This is a genomic window from Pandoraea sp. PE-S2T-3, from assembly GCF_002179965.1.
Lineage (GTDB): Bacteria > Pseudomonadota > Gammaproteobacteria > Burkholderiales > Burkholderiaceae > Pandoraea.
Genome location: NZ_NGUQ01000014.1, coordinates 214,775 through 236,107 on the forward strand (window position 1 = coordinate 214,775; position 21,333 = coordinate 236,107).

The window sequence follows — 21,333 nt, forward strand, 5'->3', positions numbered from 1 at the left end:
GCCCTCCTAGATATAAGGGTAAAACCTGATCGAACTCATCTTCTATCGGCGAAAAAGGGCTTGACACTATTGGTAGTTAGCGAAAACAATCAACTTGGCGCTTTTCCTCTATAAGCGTTTTAAAAGAAAAGATGCCTGGGTGAGCCTAAGAAGCCGCCGCGACTAGTCGGCGGGTTTTTCAGATGTGCTCGTTGTTGCGGTGATATGTAGTAGTCGTAATTGTTTAGGGGAAGTTTGTATGGCAACCGGTACGGTCAAATGGTTTAACGATGCCAAGGGTTTTGGTTTCATCACGCCGGATGAAGGTGGCGAAGATCTGTTCGCTCACTTCTCGGCGATCCAGATGAACGGCTTCAAGACCCTGAAGGAAGGTCAGAAGGTGGTCTTCGAGGTGGTGCAAGGCCCCAAGGGCAAGCAGGCTTCGAACATTCAGGCACCGTCCTGATACGCTGAGCTTCAATGCATCGGAAACCCGGCTTCGGCCGGGTTTTTTATTGCGCCGCACAAAAGACTGCACCACCTTGAATCTTTTGGATCCGTTTTTGAATACAAAACGAAACGCAACTTTCCACTCAGCATTCCGCGCACGGCACAATTTACCTGCGTTTAATCGCTTATAAAACCCGCCACATAGCAATATTCCACTCAGTTATTAAAATAACGTCCATCGATCCTGAGTTGCGGAAATCAATTACGCAATTAGCTGAAAAGGCTAAGTATTCCTACGCAGGCGACTGTCTGACAACGACGGCGATATGCCACAGATAAGCGCCGGAAATAAATAGCTTTTTTAACGAATACGGGCGGACGAAACCGGCCTCAAACGCGAGGATGCCGTTTCATCGAAATGATTCATATGTGTCATTCAATAAAACAATGAATCATATGCGCCAGCGCGCTGCGACTGGGCCACTGCCACTCACCGCAGGACGTGAGCGCACGAAATCTTGTCGCGCAAACGCGACGGGCCGCCTTGCCGGCAGCCCGTTTGGACGATTTCCCCTAGACCGGTCACACCGGTCATCGGTCCGTCTATCCCAGAGACCCTTCGCCGGGTCGTCTTGTCGTCAAGTCGTCAGCCCAGGTCGACGTAGACCTTGCCGGCTTCGATCCGAATGGGATAAGTCTTCACCCCCTCGGTGAGCGGCGCGCACATGGCCGCGCCGGTGCGCACGTCGAATTTGCCCTGATGCAGCGGGCATTCGATCTCGTGCCCCTCCAGAAACCCGTCGCACAAGCGCGCGTTCCCGTGAGTGCACACGTTATCGGTCGCGAACACCTCCCCGTCCACCCCGTACAGGGCAATGTCGCGCCCGCCCACCACCAGGCCAACGACGTCGTCTTCGGGAATGGCGTCGCGTGGAGCCGCCTCGATCCAGTTACCGCTCATGGTGTCCTCGCTTCAGATCGGGTAGATCAGCGAGTTGGGAATCATCTCGCTGTCGAAAATGCACAACCGGGACGCGAATTTCCACCCGTCACCGGTTCGTTTGACGATGTCCAGATAACGGCCGACCGACAGAATATCGGTGAGCTGATCCGGCTTGGTCCGAAAGACCGCGTAGTTCGATTCCACATGCAGCGTGGTCTCATCGAGCGCCTTGATGCTCGGCAAGCCGATCACGTGACGCTGGTAGTACGGGTCATGAAAGAGCGTGTCGCGGATGCCGTAGATGCGGTCTTGCAGCATGCCTCGGCTCTCGAACGAGAGCGTCGCGAGGGGCAGTCCCATGTCGTAGTTCTCGCGTGGCTGCACGCGATAAATGCAGTCGTCGAGAAAGAACCCCGGCCACGCATCCCAATGCTGCGCATCGAGCGCCGCCGCATAGGCCGCATTGAGTTCGACAACGGCTTGAAACGTCACAAAGTCGACCATCTTCTCGTGTCTCCTCAAACGCCCATCACGCGGCGCCAATACGCGTACATGCCGCGAATCAGCGTCTCGGTCACCATGTGGTCGGTGTTCTCCACGCCCGTGCCGCCCAGTTCCGCGAGCACGCGGTGCCACGGCTTCTGCTCGAACCCTTCCTGCGAGCATTCGATCGCCTCGCCATCGTCGGCCGACACGAACCCTGCCGGCCCAAAAAGGTTGGCCTGTCGCAAACGGCGCTGCGTCATCTCGTCGGTATCGTCTTCGAAGCCAAAGTGCGTCCACACGAAGTCGAACGAATCGTGGCCGCGCGGCTGGATGTGACGCGTAGAAACCGAGTTGACCTGCTGCTGAAGAATGACGCTGGGAAAGAGCGTCATGAGCACTGCCGTCGGCCCCTTCCACCAGTCTTCCTGCACGATGTCGAGAAAGCGCGTGTCGTTGAGCGACATCGTCTCCTTGAAGCTCGACACGCCCGAGGTCACCTCCCCGCCACCGCCCTGACCGCGCGTGGAGATCATCGCGGCGTGACGGCCGTGCGCGTCCATGACCAGACGTGACTTGTTGTCCGCACGCCAGAGCCCGAAGGTGACGAACCAGGTATGCAGCAGCCCCGGGTGATACGGGTCCTTGATGTTCTCCTGCATCAGCTTCCAGTTACCCGGAATGCGTTGCTTGTTGTAGCCGAGCAGCTTGAGCTTGCGCCCATCGAACAGGCGATCGAAGTACGCACCGATCTCGGGGCCGAGGAAGTCGTCGAGCGTCTCGATGTCGTGATCGAACGACGCGAAGATCACACCGCCGCGTGTCGCCACCTTGAGCTTGGTGAGGCCGTGGTCTTCCGGCTTGAAGTCTTTCGGCATACCGCCGTTGACCTTGCCATCCTGCTTGACGCCGCGACGGAACGGCACGCCCTGAAGGTTGCCCTTGAGGTCGTAGTTCCACTGGTGATAGGGGCAGTGAAAATCGGTCCGATTGCCACGCTTCTCACGGCAGAATTTCATGCCGCGATGCGCGCAGACGTTCTCGACCACATTGACGTCGCCGCTCGCATCACGCGTGACAATCACCGAGCGCTCGCCGATGACCGTTCGCTTGAAGTCACCGGGATTCGGCACTTCCGCTTCCAGCCCGACATAGTTCCAGTGGCCGCGATAGAAGCACTGTTCAAGCTCGCGCCGATACAGATCGGTATCCGTATAGACCCGAAACGGGATACGACTCGTGCCCTCGGCGGGCCAGATATCTGACGTGTCGTACGTGTCGTACGTGCCTGACGCTTCAGACGCTGAAGATGCGGCCAACGGCTCTGACATTCCTGTCGACGCCGGATCGTGTCCGGTCTGCGGTGTTGTACTCACGGTTGTCTCCTTTGGGGAATTCACGAAGCGCGTGACGTCGGACGGCAACGACGCTGCGTCCCGATGCGTTGCAAACAATCAAGCCGCCCGGGCATAGAAGGCGTCGGCGTAGATATGGCTGGCATCCATCCCGCGCCCGCGCAACAACGCCGTCGCAGCGTCGACCATCGGCGGCGCACCGCACAGGTACGCTCGCCACCCCGCCAAGGCCCCGGCGCCGGCAAAGTCGGCAGCAATGGCATCCGTCACGTGACCGAGTCGCGAGAGCGGGCTACCGTCCTCGGCGGAGACAACGGGGGCGGCTGGGGTGGCGGCTGGGGTGGCGGCTGTAGCTCGGGCGCCAGACGCGGCCGATATGCCGACAGCCGATGCGCCACTCGTCGTCACGACATGCAAGCGCAGGCTGCCGTCATGGCGGGCGGCCAGTTCACGCAACCACGCGAGGCCGTACACATCGGATGGCGAGCGCGCGCCCACGTAGATTTCGATGGGATTGGTCATGCCACGGGCAATCGCTCCGCGCACGATCGAAAGCACCGGGGCGAGTCCGGTGCCACCCGCCACGCACAGCATCGGGCCGTCATGGCGCGTGCGCAGATACGACGTACCGAGCGGCCCCGACACACGCACGGCGTCGCCGACCTTCAGTTGCTCCGCGACGTATCCGGTAACCGCGCCACCCGGCACGCGCCGGATGTGAAATTCGAGCGTCCCGTCGGCATCGATCCCCGCCATCGAATACGGCCGGATGTGTTCCGGTGTGAATTGCAGCGTTGCGTATTGCCCCGGCGAAAAACTCAGGGGCTTGGCTGGCTTGAGCACCAGACGCTGGATGTCATGGGTGAGCGGCTCAATGGCGAGCACGGTCGCCTTGAGAATCTTTGCGGGGTGAACGACAACTTCGTCGATCTCCGGCAACTCGATCTCGCAGTCGCCGTGCACCGTTGCCTGACAAGCCAGCACGTAGCGGCCATCGGCGCTCGTGTCGTCATCGGTCCCGACGTTGTGCCGATACTCGTAGCCCCCGGTCTCTTGCACGTTGCCGGACACGACTTTGCAGCGGCACGTGCCGCAGCGCCCCGAGAGGCAGCTATACGAAATGGGGATCTGACGATCGGTGAGGGCTTTGAGCAGGTTGTCGCCGGGCACGGCGGCAAAACGCTCGCCGAGCGGTTGCACGCTGACTTCCATGGGGATTTGTCTCCGTTCTGTCGATACCCGCGGGCACCGTTTGTGGCGTTCTTACGCCGTTTGAACGAAGGATCGCGCACAGGGCGATATAAACCAATAGAATCTCGCTTATATCCTCCATAGATTTCAGTGATAACACTGGCAAGACGCTCCACATCGATACTTGCGCGGCATCGCCTCGCCGTCGTTATCGCCGTCGTTATCGCCGTCGTTATCGCCGTCGTTATCGCCATCGTTATCGCGACTCGCCCCGACTGCCCGCCATGGACCTGCACACTGTCGATCTGAACCTGCTGGTGGTGTTCCAGCATCTGTACAACGCACGGCGCGTATCGCGGGTGGCGCAAGCCCTCGGCGTTACGCAGCCTGCTGTCAGCAATGCCCTCGCGCGCCTGCGCAAGTTGTTCAACGACGAGCTGTTTATCCGCACTTCGCGGGGCATGCTGCCGACGCCAATGGCCACCGAACTGGCCGAACCCGTGGCCGCAGCGCTCGACGCGCTGCACGGCGTGTTCAATCGTCAAGTGGCGTTCGACCCCGCGACAAGCCAGAAGGCGTTTCAGATTGCGATGACGGACATAGGTGAAGTTCACTTCCTGCCGCGCCTGATGCACGCGCTCGGCGAGCAGGCCCCGGGCATTACGGTCAGCACCGTGCGCAATACGGCAATCAACTTGCAGGAGGAGATGGCGACCGGACAGGTCGATCTGGCCGTCGGGCACCTGCCCGATCTGACCTCCGGCTTCTTTCAGCGACGACTCTTTCGACAGAAGTACGTCTGCATGTTCCGCCCCGGACACCCCCTCGATCGGCCCGATGACAGCAACACCAGCGCACTCTCACGCGACGATTTCGAGCGCGCCGAGCAGGTGGTTGTGGTGGCTGCCGGCACGGGCCACGGCCAAGTCGACGAGTTCATGGCGCGCGCGCACGTGCATCGCAACATTCGCCTGCGGGTGCCGCACTTCGTCGCATTGGCGGACATCCTGCACGCGACCGATCTTGTCGCGACGGTCACCGAGAAGTTTGCCCAGCGCAGCGCGCAGCACTTCGGCTTGCGCTATGTCTCGCACCCCATTGACGTGCCTGACATTCAGATCAATCTGTTCTGGCACGCGCGCTTTCATCAGGAACCAGCCAGTCAATGGATGCGTAACTTGCTGTTCGCGTTGTTTTCGGAATGAGGCACGCGGCGAGCGCGAGGACGGTGCGAGGACGCGGATAGAGACGAGGTAGATATGAGGCAGAGACGGCGCGACGCTCAACGCCCGTGCCACGTTTCCCAGAGGCCGCGCCAGAAGGCGTTGGCGTTGCGCCGGGCCCTCCAGCGCAAGTTCGGCAGCGAGACCGCGAGCCACTGCGTGGCGTCGTCGATACGCCGCTCGGTGAATCGATTCGGCGCGTTGAACAGATCGAGATACGCCTGACGGTAGTACTCGACCATCGCGCTTTCCTGATAGTAGGTCTCCATCCAGCGACGTGACGCCGCACCGATCTGCGTACGCAGCGACGCGTTCGTCAGCAACTCGACAAGCGGTGCCTCGGCAGCTTCGAGCGGCACGTCGACCCATGGCAATTCAAACGCACCGGTCAGGCGGCGAAGTTGCGACTGCACACGGTTGTCGAGATGACCTAGCGTGGGCTTGCCCTGCGAGAGCGCTTCAAGCCCGGAGAGATGGTAGTTGCCCGTCACGCACTCATCGAGCGCGACGGCAGCACTTTGTTTCAGGCGCAGGCACTCGTCATGCGGCGTACCGGTAATCAGGCGAATTTCGCATAACCCGCGACGTTCAAGCCGATGTAAAAGACGGAGCGTTTGCGGCGCGCCCTTGGTCTCCCAGCGCTTGCGCCAGCCCGACGAACGTCCGCTCGGAGAAAAGACCACCACAGGGCGGCCCGCGTCGCTCGCTCTCTCCGGTTGGGGCATGTAACGCGGATCGTTGAGCGGCACGATGTTGGGCACCACGCGCGCGAATGGATAAAAGCGTTCGGGGCCTTGCGCGATGACCAGTTGCGGGATCGGATCATTAACGATTCGCTCGCGCATCGCCTTGTCATCGCGTGCCCACAACTCGGGCGCCGAATGGAACTGGCGTATCAGCTTCTTATTGGTGAAAAGCTGGGGGAAGTCGGCGCCGAAGGTCTTCTCCATCGGAAAAATCTGATGGATATGAATGACGTCGGCGGCAGCGATGACATCAAGTGCCATATCGCGCTGGCGTTTCCAGTCGATATCGACGGCGAACGTGCGTGTCTGATACGCGGCCGCGTCAAAGACGACGTGCCGCGCTTCGATATCGGTCAACCGGTTGAGCGCCGAGACGATGTTGCCCGGACTGCCCGCCACCGGCGTGTGCGAGATGTGGACGACCTTCATGAGGGCAGTCTAATCGCCACCCTCGCGCCGGGGTTTACATGGCGAAGGGTGTCTGCTTACCGCCGGTTACGACGGTAATACTTCGGCGAGACCGCTGAGGCCGTTTGGCCGTTGGGTCGCGGGCTAGTTGAATAGCCCACGACCGTCCACTACGTACCAACTTGCCGCGCTACGCCTTACGCGTTGAAACCACCGTCGATCGTCAGGCTGGCCCCGGTCACGAAGCCTGCCTCATCGCTAGCGACGTAGGCAACCATGGCAGCGATTTCCGACGGTTCGGCGTGGCGCTTGAGGGCCATCAGGTCGTGCATCACACCGGCAAAATCGCCGGTCGCCGGATTCATGTCGGTTGCGGTCGGCCCCGGCTGCACGTTGTTGACGGTGATGCCGCGCGGGCCGAGGTCACGTGCCATCCCCTTGACCAGGCCGACGAGCGCCGCCTTGCTCATCGCATACGCTGCGCCGCCGGCGAACGGCATGCGGTCGGCATTGCACGAACCGATGTTGATGATGCGCCCGCCGTCGCCCATGTGGGCGAGCGCCGCCTGCGACGCCACAAATACCGAGCGCACGTTGACGTCGAGGATCCGGTCGAAGTCTTCGAGCGCCATGTCTGCGACGTTGGCCATGGTGAAAACGCCAGCATTGTTCACGAGAATATCGATCTTGCCGAATTCCCGGGCGGCATCGTCGACGGCCTTGCCCAGCGCCGCCGCATCGGCAGCATCGGCCTGCAAGGCCAGCGCGCGCCCGCCAGCGGCACGAATGCCTGCCGCGATGGCTTCGGCTTCTGCTTTCGAGCCCTTGTAGGTGAAGGCGACCGCAGCGCCATCGTCCGCCAGCCGCTGCACGATGGCCGCACCGATACCCCGCGAGCCACCCGTCACAAACGCTGCCTTGCCTTGAAATTTCGTTGCCATGATGCCACTCCGTTGTTTGGAAAAGTGAAGCCAGTATGGTCGGCGGATTACCTGCCAACTAGTCCATAATTCCGATCATCACTTTCAACCCAATGGAACAGGTGACCTATGGAAGCCCTGAACCTGCTCGAATCCTTCGTCCTCAGCGCGCGTACCGGCAGCTTCTCTGCGGCGGCGCGGCGACTCGGCATCACGCCTGCGGCGGTGAGCAAGAATGTCGCGCGACTGGAAGCGCAGATCGGCTTGCGGTTGTTTCACCGCAGCACGCGCAGTCTCACGCTAAGTGCGGGTGGCGAATCGTTCCTGCGGGAGATCGACGGGCCCTTTGCGGCACTCACCGACGCTGTGGCACGCGCCGCCGAGAGCGAAAGCGCGCCATCGGGCGTGCTCAAGGTGAGCGTGGCGCACGCGTTCGGGCGGCAGTATCTGGTCCCCATGCTCGGCGAGTTTCTTGCGCGCTACCCGGAGATCGTGCCCGACTGGCGCTTCGATAACCGCAGCGTGGATGTCGTAAGTGAAGGCTTCGACGCCGCCGTCGGCGGGGGCATCGAGTTGACACCCGGGGTCATCGCGCGGCGTCTGGCGCCGACCTACACCGTAATTTGCGCGTCGCCGGCGTATATGGCGGATCGGGCGATGCCGAAGCATCCCTCCGAACTGGCGTCGTTCGACGGTGTGATGCGCCGCTCCGGAATGTCGGGACGACTGCGCGCGTGGGAGTTGCGCAATGCACGCGGCGAGCGGGTCAATGTGGAAGCGCGCACGCGCATGATCTTCGATGACCCCGAGGCGATCGCGCATGCCGTCGCCCTCGGCTACGGCATTGCGCTGCTGCCAATGCCCCACGCCGCGCCGCTGCTCGACACCGGCCGGCTGATACGGCTGCTGCCCGGCTGGTGCGAGGAATATGGCGGCCTGTTCGTCTATTACTCGAACAAGAAGCAGTTGCCGTTGCGCACGCGGGTGTTTGTCGACTACGTGGTGCAAGCGTTCGAGGCGCAGAAACTCGCGGCTTACTTCGATGGGCGGTGAGCGGTGAGCGGTGGGCGGTGCAAGCGAACGGTAGATAGGCGGTCACACACGCCGTGCTCGGGGCGCGGCCGTTATCGGTGCGAAAGAATGTTGACGAGCCTGCCGAACGGATCGCGCACATAGAAGCGGCGCACGCCCCAGAGCTCGTCCGCCGGGCCGTATTCGATGGCAATGCCCGCAGCCTGCATGCGAGTGAACGCTTCGTCGACATCATCGACTTCGATCGACAGGTCGGGCACCGGCGTACCCGCACCGCCCTCGGTCGCGACACTCATCTGCACGGTCATCTTCGCGGCGTTGCCGTACGTCGCGATCCAGCCGTGATCCATCAGCAGTTCGAGTCCGAGCAATTCGCCGTAGAAGTGCTGCGCGGCCTGCATCGCCTCGTGCGACGGCACGGCGATGTTTGCAACGATGCGATTGACTTTCATCTGCTGGCTCCCTTTCTGGTTTGTTGTTTCCGGTGGCCCCGGGTTATCCCGATGGGGCGAACGCGTGGCCGTGAGAGCGGCACTTGATCGATCCGCTCCGGTTCCTTGCCTTACGTGCTCGCGTGCACTGTAATTGAATTGTCGTGCCGACGTCATGCCGGGAATATGAGAACGTTCCCAGTCGGCCGCCTGGGGGGTGGGAGATCCGAATATGGATACCGCCAACACCGCACGCGCCGCATCCCGGTGCAGCGCCCGCATGCCCTTCGCGTCTGACACCGAGCGCCCCCGTCCTGAGTATCGCCTCCCGCTACTTGCCGAAACGTGCCGTCGCAACCTTTGGCGTGCCGGGCGCGTTGCGCTTTTCGTCGTCGGCTGGCTGGGGATTGGTACAGCCTTCGGTCAGGCCGCTTATCCGCCAGCGTCGATTGAGATTACGGTTCCCATCGGCGAAAAAGTCGCGATATGGGTACAGCCCAACTACAGCGCGCTGTGCCGCTCGCTCGGACAACCCACCTTCCAGCTCGACTCCGTTCCCGCACTCGGTGAAGTCTCGGCCGAGTGGACCGACTACACCGTGCCCGCGGGACAACGCTGCGAGACGATGCGCTTTCCCGGCATGATCGTCTGGTATCAGGCGGGGAAAGTCGCAGGCACCGACGTCGTGACATGGACGGTAGGTTTTCCGCGCGAGTTCACGAGTCGCATTCCGTCGACCGGCGATCATCGCGTCACGACGACCGTGGTCGTTCAATAGCGACGTCACTGAATTTCAGCGTTTAGGGATTTTTCGGATTTGCTGCTACGCGGCAGGTAAACGCTTGCGCTCGACGTATGGCGACGAAATAGAATTTGTCATGCCCCCTCTCCTTTCGTCGCTGTCGAATATCAGTTGCAGGCTTTCATGATCAAGATTTCCCCTCAGACACGAGCAAAGCTTCGCGGCGTCGCGAGCTACACCGTCATTGGTATCTCGTTGACCGGTGTCACCGTTGGCAACATGCAGCTCCCTTTTTTCCCGTTTGACCCACGCTACATCGGCGCCGTAATCGGCGCCTCGGTGTCCGCAATCTGGCTCTTTTGCCGAAGGTAATGTCTGGCGATGCCGAACTTCATATTTGACGGGAACTGGGTCGAGTACGGCGCGTTCTTTCACGGTGTAATTTATGTGGCATGGCGAATTTGGCGAACACGTCGCTCGCCGGAAATCGCGGCCCCGGTTCGGGCCGAAGAGTTTGCATTTGGCGTCGGACTCTTCCCGCAGTACTTGCTGCTGCTATCCGTCATGTCGTCGACGATTGTCGAAGGCCTCGCGCAATCCAGCCAACTGAGCCTGTGTGTAGCGGGGAGTTATGCGCTTGCCGCGATGTGGCAGGAACGTAAGAGCGGTTATTCGCTCGCACGTTAGCGCGATGGAGTCTTCGGCGTCCCATCACACGCATCGCATTACTTCACGATGAAAAAAACCCCGGCAAGCGTAGCTCAACCGGGGTGCTGATTACCTTCGCGTGAAACGCGGCGGCAGTTGCAGGTCGTCGCAACTGACGCCTGATTGCCGCCGTCGATCGTTGCCTTACATGTTCTCGATCATGACCGCGCCGAAGCCCGAACAGGACACCTGCGTCGCACCTTCCATCAACCGGGCGAAATCGTACGTAACCTTCTTCGAAAGAATCGACTTCTCCATCGACACGATGATCAGGTCTGCCGCTTCGGTCCATCCCATATGACGCAGCATCATTTCTGCCGAGAGAATCTCGGAGCCCGGGTTCACGTAGTCCTTGCCCGCGTACTTCGGTGCCGTGCCGTGCGTGGCTTCGAACATCGCGACCGAGTCCGACAAGTTCGCGCCCGGCGCAATGCCGATGCCGCCCACTTGCGCTGCCAGGGCATCCGAGACGTAGTCACCGTTCAGATTGAGCGTAGCAATCACATCGTATTCGGCGGGACGCAACAGAATCTGCTGGAGGAAGGCATCCGCGATCGAGTCCTTGATCACGATGTCTTTCCCCGTCTTCGGGTTCTTCACCTTGCACCACGGGCCACCGTCGATGTCCGTCGCGCCGAACTCTTTCTTCGCGAGACCATACCCCCAGTCACGGAACGCCCCCTCGGTGAACTTCATGATGTTGCCCTTGTGCACGAGCGTCACCGAGTCGCGGTTGTTGTCGATCGCATATTGAATCGCTTTGCGTACCAGACGCTCCGTCCCTTCGCGCGACACCGGCTTCACACCGATACCCGAGGTCTGCGGAAAACGGATTTTGCTCACACCCATTTCGTTTTGCAGGAACGCGATCAACTTCTTCGCGCCTTCGGACTCGGCTTCCCACTCGATGCCTGCGTAGATGTCTTCGGAGTTCTCACGGAAGATCACCATGTCGATCTTCTCGGGCTGGCGCACCGGCGACGGCACGCCCTTGAAGTACTGCACGGGGCGAAGACACACGTAGAGATCAAGCTGCTGGCGCAACGCCACGTTCAGCGAACGAATGCCGCCACCGACCGGCGTCGTGAGCGGGCCCTTGATCGAAACAACGTAGTCCTTGACCACTTCGAGCGTCTCGTCAGGCAGCCACACATCGGGTCCATAGACACGTGTTGACTTTTCACCCGCGTAGATTTCCATCCAGCTGATCTTGCGCTTGCCGCCATACGCTTTCTCTACCGCAGCATCGACGACCTTGAGCATCACCGGTGTGATGTCCACCCCGGTGCCGTCGCCTTCGATGTACGGGATGATCGGCGTGTCCGGAACGTTCAGAGAGAAGTCCTTGTTCACGGTGATCTTCTCGCCGGCGGGGACCTTGATGTGCTGATACGACATGGTGGGGCTCCAATTGGATAGATCGGATATCGCACGAGAGGCGGCGGTATCGCCATCGGGTTTACCGCCCTATTGTAGTCACAGCGCTCATCGCTGCGTACAGCAAGCCTTAAGTCTTATATAAGACATAAGACTGATTTTTCCGATTATGCATTAACATGTCAGGCCTGAACAGAGGTTGCCGCCCGGCGGTGGAGTCCGCGAATTCTGCGAATCACTGCGAAATTCTGTGAAATGCCGGGCGACGTGTAATGTCGCACTTCCTCATGTCGGCAATCTCCGATTTTCTTCCCTCGGTATGACACTTCTCGCACTCAACAAGCCCTTCGGCACGATTTGCCAGTTCTCGCCGCACCCCACGCGCCCGACGCTGGCCGAATGCGTGCAACGCCCGAACGTCTATCCGGCCGGACGACTCGACGCCGACAGCGAAGGCCTGCTGCTGCTGACTGACGACGGACGCCTGCAAGCGCGCATCGCCGAGCCCGAGCGCAAGTTGCCCAAGACTTACTGGGCTCAGGTCGAAGGCGCTTACGACGAAGCCGCCGTCGCCCGGCTGCGCGCCGGGCTCGATCTTGGCGACTTCATCACGTTGCCGTGCGAAGCCCGCGAAATTCCCGAGCCCGAATCGCTGTGGCCCCGCGATCCGCCGATTCGCTATCGCGCGAGCATTCCAACGCACTGGCTCGAGATCCGGCTCGTCGAAGGCAAAAATCGTCAGGTGCGGCGCATGACCGCAGCCGTCGGCAAGCCGACATTGCGACTCGTGCGTGTGGCCATCGGCCCCGTCGACGTCTTTGCGTTGAACCTCGCCCCTGGGCAGTGGTGCGAACTGCCGCAACAAATACTTACACTTTCCGGTCAACGAAGCGGTCGCTCGACTCGTTGAGGGAACAGGTGCGCAACATACGCACCACTAATTGAAACGAGGAAACCAAGTCATGAACAAACTGCTGCTCGCCCTGACCGCCGGCATGATCGTGTCCGGCGCCGCGATGGCCCAACAATCGGCGCCGGCGACGGCACCTGTCGCGCCGGCGGCGCCCGCAGCAGCAGCACCCGCTCCGGCGGCGGCAGCTGCCGACAAGGCTGCGCCGACGAAGAAGGCATCGCACAAGAAGCATCATCACAAGAAGTCGGCCAAGAAGGGTCCGGCGACCCAGCCGCCGACTGGTAACAAGCCGTAATACTTCACTTCGTAAAAATCCGCGAGTGAGTTGTCAACCGATGTCCTGAATGGACGTTATTAGAGGTGACTCACTTCGCGGGTCAACGAGTTCACTACCCAAACATCGAGCTTCAACGAGGAATCTCATGAAAAAACTGATCGCTGCCCTGGTCGCTGGCCTGTTCGCAACTGGCGTGTTCGCTCAAGCTGCTGCTCCGGCCGCTCCGGCTGCTGACGCTGCTCCGGCTGCCGCCGCAAAGCCGGCTGCCAAGAAGAAGTCGACGCACAAGAAGTCGGCTCACAAGAAGTCGGCGAAGAAGGCTTCGGCTGCTGAAGCGCCGGCCGCCGCCAGCAAGTAAGTACCGCGTCGCGCAGCTTCTTTGCGCAACTGACGGTAATAAGCAGGTTGCTCACGCAACCTGCTTTTTTTTCGTCCGGCGGCTACAATGACCCGCCATTCGTCTGACGTTTTCAGACCTTCCCAGGAGTCGTTCGTGATCCGGATTTCACGTCAACTGGCCTCGCTCGCTGCCAGCACCACGTTCGCTGCCGCCGCTGCCGTCATGGCACTCGCCCCCGCTACTGCCGCCGCGCAACGGATCAAGCAGCCGGGCGATTTCCCAACCGTTCAGCTCTCCGCCGGCATGTTCCTCATCAAGGCCGAAGTCGCCGCCACCGAAGCGGATCGTGAGCAGGGCCTGATGTATCGCCAGAAGATGGCACCGAACGCCGGCATGCTGTTCGTGTTCGAGAATCGCGCCATGAACTGTTTCTGGATGCGAAACACGGATCTGCCGCTGTCGATCGCCTTTCTCAAGGACGACGGCACGATCGTGAACGTTGACGATATGGCGCCGCAAACGGATGACAACCACTGCCCGCGTGAGCCGATCCGCTACGCGCTCGAGATGAATCAGGGCTGGTTCAAGACCAAAAACCTGGGGCCGGGTGCGAAGATCTCGGGCCTGCCGAAGTAAACGCGCTGATCGGTTGACCCGCACAACGCGGGTCACACCTCGACACCTATCGATTGCCGGGCGCCCGGGCGCCTCAAATGTCCAGGTGATGGCGCGCTAACGCGCGCCGCTTGAAATCGCCAGCGCGGGCATCAGCGCCCGCTCAAGAAATCGGTCGAGGAGCCACGGATCGAAATGGCGCCCGCGCTCGCCGAGCATCGCCTTCACGATCTGCGCCGGTGTGAGCGCTGCCCGATACGGCCGGTGACTCGCCAGCGCGTCGAAGACGTCGACCAACGCGACGATGCGTCCGGCCAGCGGGATACGATTTCCCGACAATCCGAACGGATAACCGCCCCCGTCATATCGCTCATGGTGAGTGCGCGCGACGCTCGCGGCCAGATCGCAGGCAGCGCCGCCGATGGCATTGAGCATGTCGGCACCGAGTTGCGGATGCATCCGCATCACCCGAATCTCATCGACCGTCAGCTTGCCCGGCTTCTCAAGAATCGAATTCGGAATACAAAGCTTACCGGTATCGTGGAGTGCAGCGGCCAAGCCGAGCGCCTGCGCTTCGATCGCCGGCATCTCCAACGCCTGAGCAAAACGCCACGCCAGCCGGCCGACGCGCCACATATGTGACGCCGTGCCGCCGCGCTTGTGTTCGGCTAAACGGAACAGCGTCCACGCTGCGGGGGGCAAACTGCGCATGAGATGCGCATCGGCCAGCCAGTAGCGTTGATGCGACGGGTGGGGTGGCGCGTCGTGCGTCGCACGTTGGGCAGCGCGAGCATGGGAACGATGCGAGGAAGAGCAGGCATCGCACGTTGGCGCAGGGTCTGGCATACGTCATCCGGTCGTTGGAAGTGGCTACTCTAACGACGCTTGCCCATCCGAATGTTGACGCTGATCAAACGACACCACCCTGCGGGCAAACCGGTGGCTGCTGAAAACAAAAAGCCCATCGCAAGCGATGGGCTTTTGCTTCACCGGCGAGGCGCCGCGCTCGGGTCAGGCGCGTGACGCCAGGGTTGACCTCGTTGCCGGTGAATTCCGGGTGTTCCGGGGTATTCGATTACGCGAAGTTCTTCGCTGCGAAGTCCCAGTTGACCAGACCCCAGAATGCCTCGACGAACTTCGGACGGGCATTGCGGTAGTCGATGTAGTACGCGTGTTCCCACACGTCGATGGTGATCAGCGGCTTGTCCGTGCCGGTGATCGGCGTGGCGGCGTTGCTGGTGTTCACGATGTCGACCGAACCGTCGGCCTTCTTCACGAGCCACGTCCAGCCCGAACCGAAGTTGCCCACGGCCGACTTCGAGAAGGTTTCCTTGAAGGCGTCGAACGAGCCGAACTTGGCTTCGATGGCCTTGGCCAGATCGCCCGTCGGTGCGCCGCTGCTCTTCGGCGACAGCGTGTTCCAGAAGAACGTGTGGTTCCACACTTGCGCTGCGTTGTTGAACACGCCGCCCGACGACTTCTTGATGATGTCTTCGAGGGACGCGTTTTCGAATTCGGTGCCCTTGATCAGGTTGTTCAAGTTCGTCACGTAGGCTTGGTGATGCTTGCCGTAGTGATACTCCATCGTTTCCTTGGAGATGGTCGGCGCCAGTGCATCGATGGCGTACGGCAGTTCAGGGAGCTTGTGTTCCATGGCGATTGTCCTTTGTGCTCTGAGGGGAACCCGATTTGCATTATCCGGAACCACCGATTCTAGGGCAGATGCGATAACCCCGCAAACCCGACGGTTACTCGTTTCACCGCACTTTGCGCTTCACGTGTGACGATTGTGTGCCGATCCCGGCTAATCGCCGCAGATTGTCTGCACTTCACCAACACTGGCGGGCCGGCACCGCTAAAAAGTATCGTCTAGCCTGACCTGGACATCACCAATGCCCACGTCCGCCGCGCCATCGGCCAGATGCATCGTGACCTGCTGGCCCCGCTGGAGCTTGCGCGGGTCGCGCACCGGCTGACCGCGGCCATCGAGCACGGCAGCATAGCCACGCTGCAACGTGCGGCGCGGATTGAGGAGTTCCAACTGGGCAGTGGCATCGACGAGCCGCTGTGTCGAGCGCTCGGTGCGGCGCGACAAGGCCGTGTGCAGACGCTGCGAGAGCAATGCGAGCCGTTCATGTTGCGACGCGACATCGGGCACGGCGCGCGTAAAGCGCAGGCGCAGCATCTCGAATCGACTGCGGCGCTGTGCCAGCGGGCGCTCCAGCGCATGACGCATCCGGTCGGACAGATGCGCGAGTGCGCCCTGTTGCCGGGCCAGACGCTCACGCGGCGACACCAGACCGCGCGACAGACTGTCGAGCTGCTGGGCGCGCTGCTCCAGCGTGCGCCACATGGCACGTGTCAGGCGTTGCCGCTCGCGGTCCACCTCGCGCAGGCACTCGTCACGTGCTGCGCTGATCAGTTCGGCCGCGGCCGTGGGAGTGGGTGCCCGCACATCGGCCACGAAGTCGGCAATCGTGAAATCGGTCTCGTGACCAACGCCCGACACCACCGGGAGCTCGCTGCGCGCAATCGCGTGCGCGAGCACTTCCTCGTTGAACGCCCAGAGATCTTCGATAGAGCCACCGCCACGGCACAGCAAGATCGTGTCGACTTCTCGGCGCGCGTTAGCGGTATCAAGCGCTGCGGCCAGACGCGAGGCGGCATCCGCACCCTGCACCGGGGCCGGGTAAATCACCACAGAGACGTGCGGTGCCCGGCGGGCGAGCGTACTCAACACGTCGCGCAGCGCCGCCGCCTGCAACGAGGTCACCACGCCCACCCGGCGGGCATAGCGCGGCAGCGGCCGCTTGCGATCGGCGTCGAAAAGCCCTGCCGCCGCAAGTTTCTCCTTGAGCCGCAAGAAGGCTTCATAGAGATTGCCCTGCCCCGCGCGCCGGATCGCCTCGACGTTCAGTTGCACCTCGCCGCGCGGCACATACATCGAAAGCAGCGCCCGCACTTCCACGCGGTCGCCCTCTTTCGGTGAAAAATCAGCGTGTTGCGCGCGACCACGGAACATCACGCAGCGCATCTGCGCCTGCGCGTCCTTGATCGAGAAATACCAGTGGCCACTCGCCGCGCGCGTGAAGTTCGAAATCTCGCCGCTCACCCAGGCGAGCGGGAAACTCCGCTCCAGGACCCCGGCGACGGCCTTGTTCAAATCCGAAACACTGAGCACGCGATCCGCACCACGATTGGGCCGGGCGTCGTCAAAAGAAAGGTTCATGCGATTCGGCAGGTCAAAAACTGTCCACAGGCCCGTTAATTTAAGGGTTTTCGCACCCCGCTGCCGCACTTTTCCTACATCGGGGCGGTAAAGCCTTGACTGACGGGGCTGTCCGGCGGGTGTCGCACCCGCGTCACATGGCATTTTCGTGACAGCCAGCAGGATATACGGGCGCCCGGGGACATGTGCACAAAGTTATCCACAGGCTGGCTTTGTGCGTTTGGGAATCGAGAGGTTGCGGAGGTGTTCATATCTGAAACCATATGTTGCTCATTTTTTCATCACGAACCAAAAATCTCCTTGCCGTCAAAGACTTGCCAAAAATATCCCAAGGTTGTCCACATCCTTGTGCTCGTTAGATGTGGAAAACGGTGCTTGCCCATCCCCACCCTGCACGCTACAGTGCGGACTCGTTTGCCCATCCCCGCAACAAGCAAGAGGTCGTCTTTGTTCGCCGTCATCCAGGCCGCCGGCTGGCCCATCTGGCCACTTCTCATCGCATCCGTCATCGCCCTCGCCCTGATCGTCGAGCGCGCCCTGTCGTTGCGCCGCGCACGCGTGCTGCCCAGCGGCGTGCTCGAAAACGCCATTACGCTCGCGCGCCGCTCGCCCGCCAAACACGACGCCACGGAAGCGCTCGCGCGCGGCTCGTTGCTAGGCCGCGTGCTTGCCACCGGCGTGCGTTACGTTGCGCATAACCCGCAAGGCCCGCGCGACGGTGCTAAGGAGGCGCTCGAAGAAACCGGCCGGGCCGTGGCGCATGAACTTGAGCGCTTTCTGCCGGCGCTCGGCACCATTGCCTCGGTGGCTCCGCTCATGGGGTTGTTCGGCACGGTCGTGGGCATGATCGAGATTTTCGGCTCGCAAGACGCCACAGGCACCGATCCGGCGCAACTCGCGCATGGCATTTCGGTGGCGCTGTACAACACCGGGTTCGGCCTGATGATCGCCATTCCCGCGATGATCTTCTACCGGTACTACCGCACGCGCGTCGATGCGTTCCTCGTAGAACTGGAAACGCAGGCCGTCCATTTCCTCGATGCCACGCTGCCGCGGCACTGATCGGCGAGGCGCACGATGAATTTCCGTCGAGGCCTCTCCACGCGCGACGAGCCGGAGATCAATCTGATCCCGCTCATCGACGTGCTGCTCGTCATCTTGATCTTCCTGATGATCACCACGACCTACACGCGTTACACCGCGCTCAAGGTCAACCTGCCCACCGCCGATGCCGAGAAGGCGGTCGTGCCGCCGCGTCAGATCGTGGTGTCAGTAGGTGCGGACGGTAGTTATGCCATCGACCGGCAGGCCCTCGGCCAACGCGACGTGGCAAGCCTGACCGCAGCGCTGCGGCAGGCCACTGGCACGCCGAGCGCCGGTGCAGAACCGCCGGTGATCATCATCAACGCCGACGCGAAGAGTACCCATCAGTCGGTCATCAACGTGATGGAAGCCGCGCGTGAAGCCGGTCTGTCGCGGCTGACGTTCGCCGCGCGCTCGAATACCGCAAACGGCAAGCCCGCCCGATGACGACCCCGGCCGACCGAGACGCTAACAGCACCAACGGCACCCACGGCACCCCGGGTAAAAACGGCACCGCCGGTGCCTCGGGGGCCCGCGCCCGTGCGTTGGTCCCTCGGTTGTCCGGCTCGCTCGTTCATTGGGTCAGCGCGCAATGGCAGCGGCGCGGTGTGATGGCATGGCTGTTGTGGCCGTTGTCGTGGATCTTCGCCGGCGTGGCCGCATGGCGGCGCCTGAGTTTCCGGCGTGGCTGGAAAACATCGACACGCCTGCCGGTCCCGGTGATCGTGGTTGGCAATCTCACCGTCGGCGGCACCGGCAAGACGCCGACCGTCATCGCACTGGTCGCGGCACTGCGCCAACAGGGCTATCGCCCCGGCGTGCTCTCGCGTGGCTATGGGGCGCAGTTGTCGCGCCCGACCGAAGTCGTCGCAACGTCGCGCCCCGAAGACGTGGGTGACGAACCCCTGCTCATCGCAAAACGCACTAGCGTCCCCGTCTGGGTTTGGCCGGCGCGCGTCGAAGGCGGCCGTGCACTGCTTGCCGCACATCCCGAATGCGACGTCATCGTCTGCGACGACGGGCTGCAACATTACGCACTGGCACGCGACGTCGAGATCGCTGTCTTCGACCACCGGTTGGGCGGAAACGGCTTTCTGCTGCCCGCCGGGCCGCTGCGCGAACCGCTCTCGCGCCGACGCGACGCAAACCTCATCAACGATCCGTTCGGCAAGACGCTGCCCGACTGGCCCAACACCTGGCGTCTCACGCTGGCATTGGGCGACGCGTGGTGCGTGAGCCAGCCGACACTCTCGCGGCCGCTCGCCCACTTTGCGGGCGCTGGCGCCAGCAGCCCGGCGTCGGCTTCGGCCCCCGTCCCGGCATCCGCAACCCCGGCCCCGGCCCCGGCCCCGCGGCGGATTCTTGCCGCTGCGGGTATCGGTGCCCCCGAGCGATTTTTTGCAGCGCTGCGTGCGGCGGGTCTGACCATCGAGACGCTGCCGCTGCCCGATCATTACGATTTCGCGACCAATCCGTTCGACGGGGTCGCGGCCGATGCCATCCTGATTACCGAAAAGGATGCAGTAAAATGCCTCACCTGGTCCGACCCGCGTGTGTGGGCCGTACCCGCCGAGGCGGCGCTCGATGCGCGCCTGGTATCCCTGGTAGTGGAGAAATTGCGTGGACACCCGACTGTTTGAAATTCTCGTCTGCCCGTTGTGCAAGGGCCCCCTGGAGTACGACAAGAAAGCCCAGGAACTGATTTGCCACGCGGACAAGCTTGCGTACCCCATTCGTGACGGCATCCCCGTCATGCTGGCCGACGAAGCCCGTCAATCCGTCGAAGGCACGCCGGTGCCGCTGACCGACGACAAGTCCGGATCGTGAGCCAAGTGACCGATTTTGTTGCTGTCGTCCCGGCGCGTCTCGCGTCGACGCGCCTGCCCAACAAGCCGCTCGCCGACATTGGCGGCAAGCCGATGGTCGTGCGTGTGGCCGAGCGGGCACGTGAGTCAGGTGCCCGGCAGGTCGTCGTGGCGACCGATTCTCAAAGCGTTGTGGATGCAGTTGCCGCCCACGGGTTCGACGTCGTGCTCACGCGCGCCGATCATCCGACCGGCACCGACCGCCTCGCCGAAGTCGCGGTACAGCAGGGCTGGTCCGACGACACGATCGTCGTCAATGTGCAGGGCGACGAGCCGCTAATCGACCCGCGTCTCGTGCATGCCGTGGCGGGCCATCTCGCCGAACACCCGGAATGCGCGCTGTCGACGGCGGCACACCCGATTACGGACAACGCCGAGATTTTCTCGCCGAATGTCGTCAAGGTCGTGCTCGACGCCCATAGCCGCGCACTGTATTTCTCGCGCGCCCCGATTCCGTGGTCGCGCGATGCATGGAACGCAGGTCTCTCGAATGTCGGCTCACTGCCGGCGGCAACGACACCGGTGTATCGGCATATCGGGCTGTACGCTTATCGTGCCAAATTCCTGCGCAGCTATCCGAGCCTGCCGCAGGCACCGTTGGAGACGGCGGAATCGCTCGAACAGTTGCGTGCGTTGTGGCACGGCGAGCGAATCGCGGTGCTCGTGACGGAAGACGCGCCGCTGCCCGGTGTCGACACGGCCGAAGATCTCGAACGCGTGCGCGCCTTGCTTCGCGACTGACCTTGTCACAGCGACGTCACACACGACCTCGTTCGTGACGTCGCGCATCACTCGTCTGGTTACTCGCCGCAGCACTGGTTTCATCGCTCGCCTCGGCGCCTGAAATCCTCGAGCCATCCCCGTTCGAACCACACGGCGATCGTCCCGGAATTCGCACAGGCATGCCGCCAGCGAGCCCGCAAAACGCCGACGGGCGGGCACGTCGTGGCATAATCGCTTTTGATTCTCGCGAGCAGACCTCCGGTCGCGCGCGCCGCGCTGCTGCCAAGCGCGCCGCCAGCG

The 21,333-nt window shown here is 62.0% G+C and carries 26 protein-coding genes; 15 read left to right on the plus strand and 11 right to left on the minus strand.

Annotation, left to right across the window (positions count from 1 at the left end; all coding sequences use genetic code 11):
- Positions 1–238: 238 nt before the first annotated feature.
- Positions 239–445, plus strand: coding sequence for a cold-shock protein (locus tag CDV46_RS10630; RefSeq protein WP_058375799.1), 207 nt, complete (start codon positions 239–241; stop codon positions 443–445).
- 630 nt (positions 446–1,075) lie between these two features.
- Here CDV46_RS10630 and CDV46_RS10635 read toward each other — a convergent pair.
- The 4 genes from CDV46_RS10635 to CDV46_RS10650 all read right to left on the minus strand — a co-directional run bounded on the left by CDV46_RS10635 (position 1,076) and on the right by CDV46_RS10650 (position 4,422).
- Complete coding sequence (locus tag CDV46_RS10635) at positions 1,076–1,390, minus strand: non-heme iron oxygenase ferredoxin subunit (protein ID WP_087722509.1); 315 nt, start codon at positions 1,388–1,390, stop codon at positions 1,076–1,078.
- A gap of 12 nt (positions 1,391–1,402) precedes the next feature.
- Positions 1,403–1,876 (minus strand): aromatic-ring-hydroxylating dioxygenase subunit beta, encoded by a 474-nt coding sequence (locus CDV46_RS10640; protein ID WP_087691384.1) that lies wholly within the window; start codon positions 1,874–1,876, stop codon positions 1,403–1,405.
- Between the two features lie 14 nt (positions 1,877–1,890).
- Complete coding sequence (locus tag CDV46_RS10645) at positions 1,891–3,231, minus strand: aromatic ring-hydroxylating dioxygenase subunit alpha (protein WP_254916006.1); 1,341 nt, start codon at positions 3,229–3,231, stop codon at positions 1,891–1,893.
- Positions 3,232–3,309: 78 nt separating this feature from the next.
- Positions 3,310–4,422, minus strand: a complete 1,113-nt coding sequence (locus tag CDV46_RS10650; RefSeq protein ID WP_087722510.1) for a 2Fe-2S iron-sulfur cluster-binding protein — start codon at positions 4,420–4,422, stop codon at positions 3,310–3,312.
- Between the two features lie 263 nt (positions 4,423–4,685).
- Between CDV46_RS10650 and CDV46_RS10655 the strand changes: the two genes are divergently transcribed.
- Positions 4,686–5,606: a LysR family transcriptional regulator gene (locus tag CDV46_RS10655; RefSeq protein ID WP_087722511.1), complete on the plus strand. Its 921-nt coding sequence runs from the start codon at positions 4,686–4,688 to the stop codon at positions 5,604–5,606.
- Positions 5,607–5,683: 77 nt separating this feature from the next.
- Here the strand turns inward: CDV46_RS10655 and CDV46_RS10660 are convergent, their stop codons facing one another.
- Together CDV46_RS10660 and CDV46_RS10665 are read right to left on the minus strand one after the other, a co-directional pair.
- Positions 5,684–6,799, minus strand: a complete 1,116-nt coding sequence (locus CDV46_RS10660) for a hypothetical protein (RefSeq protein ID WP_087691380.1) — start codon at positions 6,797–6,799, stop codon at positions 5,684–5,686.
- Positions 6,800–6,975: 176 nt separating this feature from the next.
- Positions 6,976–7,719, minus strand: coding sequence for an SDR family oxidoreductase (locus CDV46_RS10665; protein WP_087691379.1), 744 nt, complete (start codon positions 7,717–7,719; stop codon positions 6,976–6,978).
- Between the two features lie 108 nt (positions 7,720–7,827).
- Here CDV46_RS10665 and CDV46_RS10670 point away from each other — a divergent pair, with 108 nt between their 5' ends.
- A complete protein-coding gene (locus CDV46_RS10670) occupies positions 7,828–8,751 on the plus strand; it encodes a LysR family transcriptional regulator (protein WP_087691378.1) in 924 nt (307 codons plus the stop codon).
- A gap of 71 nt (positions 8,752–8,822) precedes the next feature.
- Here the strand turns inward: CDV46_RS10670 and CDV46_RS10675 are convergent, their stop codons facing one another.
- Positions 8,823–9,182, minus strand: a complete 360-nt coding sequence (locus tag CDV46_RS10675) for a VOC family protein (protein ID WP_087722512.1) — start codon at positions 9,180–9,182, stop codon at positions 8,823–8,825.
- A gap of 211 nt (positions 9,183–9,393) precedes the next feature.
- On the opposite strand from CDV46_RS10675, the gene CDV46_RS10680 reads away from it, so the two are divergent.
- From CDV46_RS10680 to CDV46_RS10690, 3 genes are all read left to right on the plus strand, one after another.
- A complete protein-coding gene (locus CDV46_RS10680) occupies positions 9,394–9,939 on the plus strand; it encodes a hypothetical protein (protein WP_087691376.1) in 546 nt (181 codons plus the stop codon).
- A gap of 147 nt (positions 9,940–10,086) precedes the next feature.
- Complete coding sequence (locus CDV46_RS10685) at positions 10,087–10,275, plus strand: hypothetical protein (RefSeq protein ID WP_087691375.1); 189 nt, start codon at positions 10,087–10,089, stop codon at positions 10,273–10,275.
- A 75-nt stretch (positions 10,276–10,350) separates the two neighbouring features.
- Positions 10,351–10,590 carry a hypothetical protein gene (locus tag CDV46_RS10690; protein ID WP_140413339.1) on the plus strand — a complete coding sequence of 80 codons (240 nt, stop codon included), beginning with the start codon at positions 10,351–10,353 and terminating at the stop codon, positions 10,588–10,590.
- Positions 10,591–10,755: 165 nt separating this feature from the next.
- Here CDV46_RS10690 and icd read toward each other — a convergent pair whose 3' ends face one another.
- Positions 10,756–12,009 carry an NADP-dependent isocitrate dehydrogenase gene (gene icd / locus CDV46_RS10695; protein WP_087722515.1) on the minus strand — a complete coding sequence of 418 codons (1,254 nt, stop codon included), beginning with the start codon at positions 12,007–12,009 and terminating at the stop codon, positions 10,756–10,758.
- 298 nt (positions 12,010–12,307) lie between these two features.
- On the opposite strand from icd, the gene CDV46_RS10700 reads away from it, so the two are divergent.
- From CDV46_RS10700 to CDV46_RS10715, 4 genes are all read left to right on the plus strand, one after another.
- The gene (locus CDV46_RS10700; RefSeq protein ID WP_087691372.1) at positions 12,308–12,898 is read left to right on the plus strand and encodes a pseudouridine synthase; all 591 of its coding nucleotides are present in this window, start codon (positions 12,308–12,310) and stop codon (positions 12,896–12,898) included.
- Positions 12,899–12,950: 52 nt separating this feature from the next.
- Positions 12,951–13,196 (plus strand): hypothetical protein, encoded by a 246-nt coding sequence (locus CDV46_RS10705; RefSeq protein WP_087691371.1) that lies wholly within the window; start codon positions 12,951–12,953, stop codon positions 13,194–13,196.
- 127 nt (positions 13,197–13,323) lie between these two features.
- On the plus strand, positions 13,324–13,536 hold the full coding sequence (locus CDV46_RS10710; RefSeq protein WP_087691370.1) for a hypothetical protein: 213 nt from the start codon (positions 13,324–13,326) through the stop codon (positions 13,534–13,536).
- Between the two features lie 135 nt (positions 13,537–13,671).
- The gene (locus CDV46_RS10715; protein ID WP_254916009.1) at positions 13,672–14,154 is read left to right on the plus strand and encodes a DUF192 domain-containing protein; all 483 of its coding nucleotides are present in this window, start codon (positions 13,672–13,674) and stop codon (positions 14,152–14,154) included.
- Between the two features lie 96 nt (positions 14,155–14,250).
- Here the strand turns inward: CDV46_RS10715 and CDV46_RS10720 are convergent, their stop codons facing one another.
- The 3 genes from CDV46_RS10720 to xseA form a co-directional block, all read right to left on the minus strand.
- Positions 14,251–14,844 carry an HD-GYP domain-containing protein gene (locus tag CDV46_RS10720; RefSeq protein ID WP_176399054.1) on the minus strand — a complete coding sequence of 198 codons (594 nt, stop codon included), beginning with the start codon at positions 14,842–14,844 and terminating at the stop codon, positions 14,251–14,253.
- A 364-nt stretch (positions 14,845–15,208) separates the two neighbouring features.
- Complete coding sequence (locus tag CDV46_RS10725) at positions 15,209–15,787, minus strand: superoxide dismutase (RefSeq protein ID WP_058375818.1); 579 nt, start codon at positions 15,785–15,787, stop codon at positions 15,209–15,211.
- 201 nt (positions 15,788–15,988) lie between these two features.
- Positions 15,989–17,362, minus strand: coding sequence for an exodeoxyribonuclease VII large subunit (gene xseA, locus CDV46_RS10730; protein ID WP_087722517.1), 1,374 nt, complete (start codon positions 17,360–17,362; stop codon positions 15,989–15,991).
- Positions 17,363–17,809: 447 nt separating this feature from the next.
- On the opposite strand from xseA, the gene CDV46_RS10735 reads away from it, so the two are divergent.
- From CDV46_RS10735 to kdsB, 5 genes are all read left to right on the plus strand, one after another.
- Complete coding sequence (locus CDV46_RS10735; RefSeq protein ID WP_058375820.1) at positions 17,810–18,424, plus strand: MotA/TolQ/ExbB proton channel family protein; 615 nt, start codon at positions 17,810–17,812, stop codon at positions 18,422–18,424.
- A 15-nt stretch (positions 18,425–18,439) separates the two neighbouring features.
- Complete coding sequence (locus CDV46_RS10740; RefSeq protein WP_087691366.1) at positions 18,440–18,892, plus strand: ExbD/TolR family protein; 453 nt, start codon at positions 18,440–18,442, stop codon at positions 18,890–18,892.
- A gap of 164 nt (positions 18,893–19,056) precedes the next feature.
- Complete coding sequence (lpxK, locus tag CDV46_RS10745; RefSeq protein WP_254916033.1) at positions 19,057–20,085, plus strand: tetraacyldisaccharide 4'-kinase; 1,029 nt, start codon at positions 19,057–19,059, stop codon at positions 20,083–20,085.
- The gene (locus CDV46_RS10750; RefSeq protein ID WP_087691364.1) at positions 20,066–20,272 is read left to right on the plus strand and encodes a Trm112 family protein; all 207 of its coding nucleotides are present in this window, start codon (positions 20,066–20,068) and stop codon (positions 20,270–20,272) included. Before lpxK ends, CDV46_RS10750 begins: the two co-directional genes overlap by 20 nt.
- Positions 20,269–21,051 carry a 3-deoxy-manno-octulosonate cytidylyltransferase gene (gene kdsB / locus CDV46_RS10755; protein WP_087722519.1) on the plus strand — a complete coding sequence of 261 codons (783 nt, stop codon included), beginning with the start codon at positions 20,269–20,271 and terminating at the stop codon, positions 21,049–21,051. The genes CDV46_RS10750 and kdsB overlap by 4 nt, the downstream gene beginning before the upstream one ends.
- The last annotated feature ends 282 nt before the right edge of the window (positions 21,052–21,333 follow it).